We start from the raw sequence: 11,796 nt of genomic DNA, 5'->3' as shown, positions 1-11,796 counted from the left end.
CGCGCACACTCCTCAAAACACAAGAGGCCCCGCACTCCCAACAAGGAGTACGGGGCCACCAAACACACACTAACCAAGCGCTAAAACGAAGCGCGAAAACTACGCAGTGTAAAAACTACGAAGTGCGGAAGTACAGGTACATCATCATCGCAACACGACCGCGAGACGTCTGAGCCGTCGGCTCAAAAGCATTACCCTCAGACACCGTCGACACGCCACGGCGAGACGCCCACACAATCTGACGGTAGAACGGAGTCGCAGACGAAACATCGCTAAACGGGGAAGAACCCGACATCTGAATCTTCTGCGCACCATCAGCACGGTACAGCAGAGCCGCAGCAGAAGCATTCGACAGGCGCGCCTCCGCATGGAACTTACCATCAACCCAACCGGAGGTAATACGCTCCTGACGCGCCCACAGGTACGCATCATAATTCGGGTCAGACTCATCAACATCCGCATACGGCGAATGCTCCGGATGGGTCACCGACGGCGAACCCGCCAGCTTATAGAACATGCTAATCAGCTCGCCACGAGTCACCGGATCCTCAGCACCAAAATGGTCTTCAGACACCGGAAGCATCGTCTCAGTACGAACAGCCCAACGGATACCCGCATAGTACGCAGAATCCTCAGGAGCATCAGCAAAAATAGTGTTCGCATCCGGCGCGGTCACAGACGGACGCAGAATCTTCGGGCCCTGAGTCGAAGAACTCGACGCCAGAGGAGAAGAAGTGGAAGGCGCCGAAGCAGCTGCCGGCGCAGCAGTGTCCGCCGAAGAAAGACGCGCCTCCGACGAATCATAGAAAGAAAACAGAGGAGAGAACGGCAGATACAAAACACCCGCCAGCGCCACAGCGCCAACAGCCAGCTCAATGCGGCGGCGCTTACGCTTCTTAGCGGCATCCTGAGAAGAAGTATCGGGGGTGCCCTCCGGTGCCAGCAGAGGTGTAGAAGAATTATGGGCAGTATCAGCCGACTGCTTAGAATCCTGGGACATGAATCCTCAATGTGGTTGATGTATCGGTGTGTGATAGGCTCCCTCGCACAACAGACGCCCAACCGGAAACGGGCGCGCATCAAGGGGGCGCAACAGTCCTAAGCATAAACCACAGCTTGAAAAATATTAATTTACACTCCATCGAACAATTGTGAAAAAGGGGAGTGGGGCACCCCGAAAATCCACCAATAGCGGGTACCGCATGAGGCGCGGCCCACATGCGGTACAGCCCACATTAGCGTGTTAACCGGCAAAAATACCCCGAAAAACCGCGGAAAAGCACCGGGCAACAGTCCCGCTCATACCCTCTACAGATACCCTGCTGGCAGCCCTGCTGGAGACACAGAAAAGCCGGGCCGGCGGGACGAAACCAACGTTTCATCACCGCCAGCCCGGCTCAATCATTGCGGGTTAGACGCTAATCCCAACGAACCAGCAGGACCCTAGCGAACCTTGTAGTTCATCAAGAAACCAGCCAGCTCACCACGGCTCACCAGCGCAGACGGGTGGTACTCAGAACCCGGGAAAACCTGCAGCTTCTGCTGCTTAGCCCAGGTAATCTCGCGGTAGAACGCAGAACCAACCTTCACATCGGTGTACGGTGCCTCAGTCACTGCAACCGGCTTCTTACCGTCGAAACGGTACAGGAACGCCGCAACAGTAGCGTTAGACACGGACGCATTTGCGTGGAACTTACCGTCAGACCAGCCGAAAGTAATGCCCTTCTGACGAGCCCAAATGTAGGCGGCGTAGTTCGGGTCATCAGTCTTCACATCCGCGTACGGGCTAGTCGCCGGCAGATCAACCTTCGGGGAACCAGCCAAACGGTATAGTGCAACGGTCAGGTCGCCGCGGGTCGCGTCATCATTAACGCCGAACCAATCCTTCTCGCGAGAATCAATCAGCTTCTGATCAGCAGCCCACAGAACAGCCTTGTGGTTCGCGTGAGCAGCCGGAACATCAGCGAAACGCTCACGAGCCTTCTTGTTCGCAGACTCACCGGTCAAAGTCAGGTAATCGGCGGCGATGCGCTCGCGCTGACCATCGGCGTAGTTAATGGTTACGAAAATAGCGTAGCGGCTATCCTCATCCAGCTTGGTGCCGTCAACATTAACGGTGGTCTCAAACGCGCCGGTTGCCACGCGGTCAGCGTTCAGAGTGATGCTATCCAGAGCCTCACCGGTCGGGTTGCCGTCAGCCTCAGCCTCAGAGAACAGTACGTTCACGGTAGCGCCAGCCGGAACCTTGAAATCCTTACCCTTCACACGGATAGTGGTCGAAGAGCTCAGATCAACCTTGTCAGTGCTCAGGGACACCGAAGGCGAAGCAGTCTTAGCGTTCTCGCCGTTCACCGGAACAAACGCCTGAGTGCTCAGCGCCTGGTTGTTCGCCTCATCGTTATCTTCCGGGACGTTGAACTCGAAAGTCTGCACAACGTAGGAGCTGCCGGACTTCAGGGTGCCTGCCGGGATGTCCAGAACGGTCGAGAAACGGCCGTTGGTGTAACCCATGTACTGGCCAAAGAAAGCAGAGTAGGAGGTGAACTTAGCCTCCGACTGAGCCAGCGCGGGGCCGGTCGCCTTACCGGTCGCCGGATCAACCGCACGAACCGCAACAATCAGCGACTCGCTACCGTTGTACGAAATGTTCTGGAAACCGGCACCGTTCACTGTGACCTTAGTGTTCTCAGAAGCATTCACCGACGAAGCGTCGTACGACAGGGCCGGGGAATCAACGGTGGGAACGTCCGCAACCTTCAGCTCAGTACGAACCTCGCCAGCGGGAATCCAGCCGTCTTCAGCGTCATCACGGTAACCGAGCACAACATCGAAGGACGAGCCATTGGCCTCCAGATAGTTAGCGCCGATAGAAGCGGTCAGGTTCACGGTGCCGTCAGCCGCAAAAGCGGAGGCGGGAACATCCTGAACGTAGAAGGGGTAATTACGCGGGTGGTGCGGCGGGAAAGCAACGCTTTCACCCTTCGGAACAACGTACAGGCGGAACGACTTGCCCTTGACGAAGTCCTTAGAGAAACCGGAGCCGCTAACGGTCACGTTGCCGCCCTTGAGAATGTCAAAAGTGCCGGAGGTAACCTGCAGACGCTGCGCACCCTGAACCTCGCCCTGCGCAACAGCCTGAGCCGCTACCGGAGTAGCAGTAGGCGCCGCAAACGCGGGGGAGAGGGGTAAGAGCATTGCGCCAGCCAGGGTGATGGCACAGCCGCTCTTAGCCATGTTTTTGGGTAGCGCAAAGCGCATGTGGTTGGGAAGTGAGGACATTGTAATCCAATCAGTTTTTATCGGTGTCACGCATCGAGTGTGGTGCGCATAAACACCGTAGCAAATAGTTAAGACGTGCTGGAACCTGAAAGGTCATCAGCGCGAAAAATGTCTGTGTGTTTTATCGCATGTCTTAAGGTGAAGTATAGCTTTAAAAAGTATGTGCATGACGTGGAAAATATGCCTAAATATTGTGCTGATAAGAACAAACGCTGGTCACTGTACAAAAAAGAAAGCGCAAAAAACCCACCGCATTCGAAAAATTCGCACCTATGCAACCTCTGCAGGTTGAGAATATTCACAATGCGGTGGGCAAGGCAACATAAAAGTCACCCACAATAAAAGTGGCACATAAACAGAGCCATAAAGTCGCCTATTTGACGAAAGCTACCCAAAATAGTTAACACCGAGAACGGGACACTATGTGAGACGGCTGCCGCCGTGCTCCATGCGGTACAGCAAGACCGCCAGGTCATTGGTGGTCGTATGCTCCCAAGTAAAGTCCTCGTTTAGCCAATCCTCGGCGTAACCCCAAATGTGCTGCTGCACAGCCCACCGAGATTCACGCCAAAAAGCGCTACCTTCTCTTACGTCCGCAGCCCAATTCTCAGAATCCCTCGACCCCGGCAAGCTACCGTTATGAGGCTGGGGTGCGGCAGTCGGTAAGACGGGCGACACCTTACCGCGCGAACGCTGATACCTATACAAGAACGCAACAACAGAGCGAGGAGAAAGCTGCGCATCCGGGTGGAACTTGCTATCCGCCCAACCGAACGTAATGCTCTGCTGACGAGCCCACACAATCGCGGCATAGTCCGGGTCGCTGGGCTGAACATCCGGATACGGGCTGGCCTCCGGAAGCTCAACCTTCGGCGAACCCGCCAACATATAAAGAGCCACCGTCAGATCACGGCGCGTCATATTCTCAGAATAATAGAGCTCTGACTTGGGAAGCTGCTGAGCCTTGTACCACCTCTTCGCAGCCTCACTCTCCTCAAACGCGTTCACCACCAAACCAAGGTCGGTAGAAACAACCTGCTGCACAGAATCCGCGGCACCACCCTGACCGGGAAGAACCTTCTCCACCACCAGCTTGTAACCGCCCTGATAATTCAGCGCCTCACCAGGAACAGTGAGCGTCGCCTCCGTGTAACCGCTCTGGATGCGGTCAGCCGCAATATCCTGCTCCAGCGCCTTCTGACCGGTCAGATTGCCAGAAGCATCCGTAGCCTGCAGCGAGAAGCGGTAATGGCCCTCGGTGAGCTTCGGCAGATTCACGGCACGCACCTGCAACGTATTCTTCTCCCAATAGGGGCTCACCTGCGGTGAGTCAGAATAATATTGGTCCCTCTGCTGCGGCTCGACGCGCAGAACCGGGGCGGCATCCTTCACCTCGGTGTTCCGGTTGGGCGAGCGCACCGGAATAAACGGGGCAACATCCGTCAGGAGGCTACCGGGTACCTTCTCCTCATCCGGATTCGGGAAGAGGCCACTGTAGACGCCAATCATGTACGACTTACCCGGCTGTAGAGTGCCCGCAGGAATTGTCACATCCGCAGAGAAATAGTTATTCAGGAAGCTCCAGCAATAGTATTCACCACAATCCGTATAACGAACCGCATGCGTGAAAACAGGCTTGCCCACCATCAAACCCGTGGCAGGGTCAACCTCATACAGCATCAGAGACGCCGGGGCGCTCCCCGGCTCAAGAAGCTGCTTAGAGAGAATATGGTAGCCCTCAATCTTCAGCTGCGTATCAGCCCAAGGGTTATCAATCGCCGGCATGCTGTACACGTAAGTAGTCTGATCCGGCTCAGGGTCCTGAGTCAAGCTGAGCGGAGTGCGGGCAGTAAGGCGGGGGTCCTCATACTCTTCAGCGCTCGGCTCAGGTTCGCCCGCCGGATAGTAGGTCAACACCACGTCAAGGGCAGGCGAAGGGGTCGCCCGGATGGTCTGCTTCTTGACCTCGAAGGTGAAGGTGAGGCTTCCGTCCGGGTTGTCGTGGACGATACCGTCTTCTCGAAGATGATCGACCTTGCCGCGGTACAGGGGATTTTGAGTTGCCTCACCGGTACGGGACCATCCGTAATCGGTACCACGGTTCACGAGGCCGAACTGGAAGAGCTTGTACTTCTTACGGAACTCGGCGCTCAACGGGGAAGTCGTCACGGACACCGTGCCACCCTGAGAAATATTGAGAGTGCCGGTGGTGACCTTCAAATCAATCTTGTCAGTATCGCTCACGCCAGTGGCTGCGGCACCAGCCTCAGCGGCGGCGGGGGCAGCAGCTACGGGGGTTGCCTGCAACGATGCGGCAGGGGAGGCGGGGCTCGCCGGATCCGATTGAGCAGACTCCACCTGTGCAGGCTGGTACGGTGCCGCCAGCGCCGCCGGGGTAATACCCGCAAGCGGTGTCATACCCAACAGCAGGGAGAGGCTGATCGCCTTTTTGCCCCGGGTATTTTGAAGGCGGTTTTTCTGGGCAGGCGTCTTAGCGCCCTGAGTTGTGGTTGGTTGGAAGAAAGAAGACACGGTTATCCCATCTAATGTTCTGCACTGTGCTTTCTATACCGCGGCTTTACACGGTGGTTTTTGCAGGGTGGTTTTCTGCACAGTGGCATTCTGTACGGTGATTGAAGTGAGTGAGGGAAAACGTTGAGTGGAAGGGGAGAAAAGAACGGTGAAAATGAACGAAAAGTTGAGTAGAAAAAGGGGTGCACCAGGCGCCTGAGCGAAAGTGCTGGCGGGCTGAAAAACCGGGCGAATCAGCCCGAAAATTTCAGCCCGCCATCACCGATTGTAAAGCAACACAACAACATGCCGCGTTGCCACGGGAGGCGACTCTCGAATAGCTACTTCACGGCAACTGCTTGAGACGACTACTTGAGGCGGCTGCCGCCGTGCTCCATGCGGTAGAGCATCAACGCCAAGTCATAGACGGACGTTGTCTCCATGAAAAAGCGTTCGTGTTCCCAATCCCCGGTGTAGCCCCAAATGCGTTGCTGAACAGCCCACCGAGATTCACGCCAAAAAGCGCTACCCTCCTCCAAATCCAGAACCCATGGGTTAGCGCTCACCTCAGATTCATCCGACCCCGGCAGGCTACCGTTACGAGACTGCGGTGCGGCAGTCGGCAAGCCGGGAGACACCATACCGCGCGAACGCTGATACCTGTACAGGAACGCCGCCGTCGAATAATTGTGCATGTTCATCTCCGGGTGGAAATTCCCATCCGCCCAACCGAACGTAATGCCCTTCTGACGAGCCCAAATATACGCGGCGTAGTCCGGGTCATCCGGAGCGATATCTCCATAAGGACTCGTCGCCGGAAGCTCCACCTTCGGCGAACCCGCAAGACGGTACAGCGCCACCGTCACATCGCGGCGCGTCATATAGCTGTTCCTACCTGAATCAGAAAACTCAGGAAGAACCTGACGGCGCTTAAACCAGGCCCAGGCGGCGTTGACTTCCTTATTCTTCGTAAACTGCAGCTGTAGATCCTTCGAAGTAAGCTGCTCAACCGACTCAACCGTACCGTCCTTGCCGGCAGTCACCTTTTCCAAGAAGAGCCTGTACGAGCCGTCATAATTCAGCGGCGCACCGGGGATGGTCAGCTTCTCATCCATCGTGCCGTCATGGATGCTCTCAGCAGCAATCTCCTGCACCAGCGTTTTCTGACCGGCCAGATGTCCCTGCTCATCAACATGCTGCATCGAGAAACGGTAAGAGACCCCAGGCTGCTTCTTCAAGCCGACGGCACGTACCTGAAGGATATTTTCCTCATCATAGGGGCTCACCGTCGTAGCCTTCAGAAACATCTCAGGGCTCGCCGATTCCTTATTCAGTGAACGTACCGGAATGAAATCTGCAACATCATTCAGCAACTCACCGGGGTAATTCTCATCCTCCGGACGGTCTTTACCGTAGAAACCAATCTTATAGACCTTACCCGGCTTAAGCGTTCCCCCAGGAATCGTAATAGACGTCTTAAAATGCCAATTCAGGAAATAAACGCGCTCTCCACTACGGGAAGCCGGGTACGGAATCCGAGTGGTGAATTCTGGTTCGCCTACAATCTTTCCGGTCTTCGGGTCGACTTCATAAAAAGCCAGAAGCGCGGGGCCATCCTTGCCCTCTCGACTACCGCTCGTAAGGATATGGAACCCCTCAATCGTCAGAGTCGTATCCTTCCACGGGTCATCAATCGCGGGCACACTGAAAATGTACGTCGTCTCAGTAGGCTTAGGGTCCTGCACAACATTAATAGGTGCACGCGCCACAAAACGGAATTCGGACGGCCAAAAATCCTCCCGGTGGCCCTTCTTGTGGTACGTCAAAATGACGTCGAAAAGAGTGCCTTCTTTAGCCTCAATAATGTACGGCCCAATATTGAGGAAGAAGGTGTAGCTCCCGTCTGGGTTTTCTACCATCTGTTTCGGGTTGGGGTCACGGTCAAAGAGGTAGCCAAAGTAGGCATATCCGTCAATGCGGGCATACGCGCCTTTGAAGTACGAAGAACCGCGATCAACCAGAGAAAATTCGTAGAATTCGTAATTCTGACGGAATTCAGCACTGAGCGGAGGCGTCGTCAGGGTTACGGTGCCGCCTCGAGAAATGTTGAGAGTCTCGGGAGAGACTTTAAACCCTTCCATTTCAGGATGGCGAGAATCATCCACTTCCGGATAGCGAGAATCATCTGCCTCCGGAAGCGAAGACGTGGGTTCGTCAGCATCCTCTTGAGCAGCGGCGGGAGAGGCGGGGGTGGCCTGCGCCGGTGCTGCCAGCGCCGCCGGGGTGATACCGGCAAGCGGGCTCAAACCCAGCAGCAACGACAGGCTGAGCACACAGGCGCTCGCTGGGTGGTGCGGGGTATCGGAGTGGCGCGGGGCGCCTCGTGGTGTGAAGAATGAAGACATCATTATCCCATCTACAAAAAACTGTACGGTGAATGAAGCGAGCGAGTAGATGAAGCGAGTGAAGAAGTCGAGCGGATAAAGCGTGAAAAGAAAACCCCGAACAGGGGAGAAGAAGCATCCTGGAGAGGCGAATAGAAAGGGCTGCACCGGTGGGCTGAAAAGCCGAACTAATCCGAACATTCCAGCCCACAGGGTATCCCTCACCACGACCGGGTGCTACTTGAGGTGGCTACCGCCGTGCGTCATACGGTAGAGCATCAGTGAGAACTGCCAAGAGGAAACAGTATCCAAGCTGAAATTCTCACCGTGGCCTCGATAATATTCTGCGTATCCCCAGATAATCTGCTGGGTAGCCCACAATGATTCCCGCCAGAATGCAGTATCCATACGCTCATACTCGGGCCAGTGCACCCGCGAACGTGAATCCCGTGTGGGAGACTCCTCCGGTACATTACTGCTATCTGACGTATCGCTCTTCGGTACAGGCGAAGACGGCAAACTGCTCGACTCCGGCGAAGACGCAGGGGTTAGCGCTCGTTGGTACCTGTACAGGAACGCCACCGTCGAGGCAATCGAAAGGTTCGCCTCCGGGTGGAACTTACCATCGACCCAACCGAACGTAATACCCTTCTGACGAGCCCAAATGTACGCGGCATAGTCTGGATCATCCGGGGCTACATCCGCATAAGGGCTGGTTGCAGGCAGCTCAACATGAGGTGCGCCCGCAAGACGGTACAGCGCCACCGTGACATCGCGGCGACTCAGCACAGCCTTATGCTCATCCAGAAGAACCTGCTGTTTAACCCACTCAACAGCCGCTTCCTGCTCCGCAGTGTAGCTTACAAAAAGCTCAAGGCCCTCAGAAGTGACCTGCTCGACCGTATCTGCGGCACCGTCTTTGCCGGGGGTTACCTTCTCCAGAACAACCCTGTAAGACCCCTCATAATTCAGAGCGCTACCGGGAATATTCAGCTTCTCATCCGTAGAACCATTCTGAAGGCGCTCAGCAGGAATGACCTGTTCCAGGGCCTTCTCGCCGGTTGGCTCGCCAGAATCATCCGTTGCCTGAACCGAGAAACGGTAATGACCAACGGTAAGCTTCGGAAGATTCGAGACTCGGGCGGTGAGGGTATTCATATCCTCGTACGGGCTGATGCGCTTATTCAGAATGTACAAGTCCGGACGCGCTACAGGCTGGTCAGGGTTAGGCTGCGTAGACCGCACGGGAAGGAACTCAGCGACACTGGTCAGTAGGCTACCGCTGTACTCCTCCTCGCCAGGACGAGGCAGATTAGAACCGTAGATGCCAATCATATAGAGCCTGCCCGGCTTCAACGTACCCGCCGGAATCGTCATCTCCGTGCTGAAGTAACGATTATGGAATCCGCCGCAAAGTTGTCCGCAACTTGTCAGCGGAATTATGTCGGAGAAAACAGGGCGTCCCATAATCTTTCCGGTGGCCGGGTCAGCCTCGTAGAGGGTGAGGTATGCAACCGATTCATGACCGCCTACCGCATGAGGATCGAGGATATGGTAGCCCTCAACCGTCAGAGTGGTATCCTGCCACGGCTTATCGATCGCCGAAATGCTGTAGCGGTACGTTGGCTGAACAGGCTCAGGGTCACGCACTACCGGCAGAGAAGCTCGTGCCGTAAGACGGCGGTCTGTCGACTCCCAACGCAAATCCGGCTCAGCTTCATCCGACGGGTAGAACGTCAACACGACATCGAAGAGAGTGCCCTCGGGTACATCAAAGATTTGCTTGCGAACATCAAAGGTGAACGTAATGCTTCCATCAGGGTTTTCATGAACCTTCCCCTGATTTCGAAGGGTAGCGACTCTCTTACCGTACTGGGCTTCAGGTAGCTTACTGCCGTAGCTTGACCACTCGTAGTCCTTCCCTCGCTCCACAATGCCGAACTCGAAGAGCGTGTACTTCTTGCGGAACTCAGCACTCAGCGGTGCAGTCGTCACAGAGACAGCGCCGCCCTCAGAAATATTGAGGGTACCTGAAGTGACACTCAAACGCACTTCATCAGATGCGGGAGGATTTATCGGGGTCGGAGGAGCAGCCAGCTGCACGGGCGCAGTGACCGTAAAAATGTGATTACCCTTCTGATAAAGAGAATCTGAGAAAGCTACCCTCAGCTCTGCCTCAGAACCAAGGTACACATTCTGCAACTCCTTGATGACTGCAGAGTCAATTTCAAGTTCTACGGTGCGGGTACCGTCAGGGTTACGGACAACAATAATGTCATAATCAAAGTAAGGAATGTCAGTAATTCCGACGATAGTCTTTCGAGCGGTTTTACTATAAATGTCGACGGATTTGACGTAATACCCCAAATCAACTTCCGGGGAAATGTTAGAAATAGTAACTTTATATTTCCCTGCATGGTATGGATCAAGCGTCTGAGGAGACAGTGAAACCTTCGGAAGAGTATTGCGGTACGTATTGCTCTGGTAAGGCATTTTCGCGGGGTTCTTACCCACAGGAATGAAGGGGAAATCGCGCGCTATAGCGTTAATTCCGAAGGGAGAAGAATCAACCCCAGAGGGATAAGATCCAACCACGCTCAGATAATACCCCTTACCAGGCTTTAAAAAACCGGCAGGAATCGTAATCTTACGCTGAAAACGACCGTTAGGAATCAGACCATGAAAAACCCGCTTCAAGTACGGAGAATCTGCAGGAACTAAATCCTCGAAATCTAAATAACGATGATAACTTTCAGGATTATTCGGGTCGATTTCCACAAGGGTGAAACGCAGCTTATTCATCCCGTCAAAACCCGAACCCGTCATATTGATTTCAATTGGTTTTCCGGAATTAATCTGCTCCTCAGAAATAGAATCCACATCATAGGTAATAGAAGGCAAAGCAGACTGCGGGAAATTACTCGTCACGGCGAGTGTTGTGCGAATACGGTCCTCAGTGCTCCACTGATAGGGGTGTGCGTCATCCAGCGGACGGTAGGTCAAGATAACTTCGTACTCCATGCCCGCAGGTATGCCGTTGGAGGATACTTCCAAGTCGGCGCTGAAAGTTCCGTCTGCTGCAGGCGCCGGAACGTCAAAGCGCGGCCCCTGGTATGTGGGCTCCTGGTAAGGACCGACATAGGTAGAGGAACCCTTGGGGGCAATAATGAGGCTACGCAGCTCATGGTGCGCCAAGAACTCGGGAGTGAAGCCGGTGCCTTCAACATGCACCGTGCCGCCAGTCTCAATTTTTAACGTGCCACTGGTGACACGCAAAGTCGGTAGCGAACTGGTCTGCTCGCCCTGGGCTACAGGATTCTGCTGGTTTTCTGTCTGGCGCTGGTTCAAAGCTACAGCGGGGGAGGCGGGGGTCGCCTGTTCCGGGTCTGCCTGAGCAGGTGCAACCTGTGCCGGTTGTGCCGGGTTTTCGGGCACAGCTAGTGCCGCCGGGGTGATACCGGCAAGCGGGCTCAAACCCAGCAGCAACGACAGGCTGAGCGCACGGGCGCTTGCCGGGTGGCGCGGAGAGGTGGAACAGCGCCGGGCGCCTCGTGGTGTGAAGAATGAAGACATCATTATCCCATCTACAAAATTTATACGGTGATTGAAACGAGTGAGTAGA

General features: G+C 55.1%; 5 protein-coding genes. All 5 read right to left on the bottom strand.

Features of this window, described 5'->3' with window-relative positions:
* Window positions 1-115: 115 nt before the first annotated feature.
* Window positions 116-1,000 (bottom strand): S-layer homology domain-containing protein, encoded by an 885-nt coding sequence (locus HXO69_RS04210; RefSeq protein ID WP_296545485.1) that lies wholly within the window; start codon window positions 998-1,000, stop codon window positions 116-118.
* A gap of 443 nt (window positions 1,001-1,443) precedes the next feature.
* Window positions 1,444-3,279 (bottom strand): S-layer homology domain-containing protein, encoded by a 1,836-nt coding sequence (locus HXO69_RS04205; RefSeq protein ID WP_296545483.1) that lies wholly within the window; start codon window positions 3,277-3,279, stop codon window positions 1,444-1,446.
* Window positions 3,280-3,699: 420 nt separating this feature from the next.
* A complete protein-coding gene (locus tag HXO69_RS04200) occupies window positions 3,700-5,697 on the bottom strand; it encodes a peptidase (RefSeq protein ID WP_296545482.1) in 1,998 nt (665 codons plus the stop codon).
* A 461-nt stretch (window positions 5,698-6,158) separates the two neighbouring features.
* Window positions 6,159-8,198 (bottom strand): superoxide dismutase, encoded by a 2,040-nt coding sequence (locus HXO69_RS04195; protein WP_296545480.1) that lies wholly within the window; start codon window positions 8,196-8,198, stop codon window positions 6,159-6,161.
* Between the two features lie 213 nt (window positions 8,199-8,411).
* Window positions 8,412-11,750: an S-layer homology domain-containing protein gene (locus HXO69_RS04190; protein ID WP_296545478.1), complete on the bottom strand. Its 3,339-nt coding sequence runs from the start codon at window positions 11,748-11,750 to the stop codon at window positions 8,412-8,414.
* Window positions 11,751-11,796: the final 46 nt, after the last annotated feature.

Source organism: Rothia sp. (in: high G+C Gram-positive bacteria) (assembly GCF_015265375.1).
Taxonomy (GTDB): domain Bacteria; phylum Actinomycetota; class Actinomycetes; order Actinomycetales; family Micrococcaceae; genus Rothia.
The sequence above is the reverse complement of the archived record's forward strand: the minus strand, read 5'-3'. Positions and strand labels throughout refer to the sequence as shown.

Coding starts and splice junctions, on each gene's coding strand:
- HXO69_RS04205 (WP_296545483.1), bottom strand. CDS start 3,279: ATGTCCTCACTTCCCAACCACATGCGCTTTGCGCTACCCAAAAACATG.
- HXO69_RS04200 (WP_296545482.1), bottom strand. CDS start 5,697: ATGACACCGCTTGCGGGTATTACCCCGGCGGCGCTGGCGGCACCGTAC.
- HXO69_RS04195 (WP_296545480.1), bottom strand. CDS start 8,198: ATGATGTCTTCATTCTTCACACCACGAGGCGCCCCGCGCCACTCCGAT.
- HXO69_RS04190 (WP_296545478.1), bottom strand. CDS start 11,750: ATGATGTCTTCATTCTTCACACCACGAGGCGCCCGGCGCTGTTCCACC.
- HXO69_RS04210 (WP_296545485.1), bottom strand. CDS start 1,000: ATGTCCCAGGATTCTAAGCAGTCGGCTGATACTGCCCATAATTCTTCT.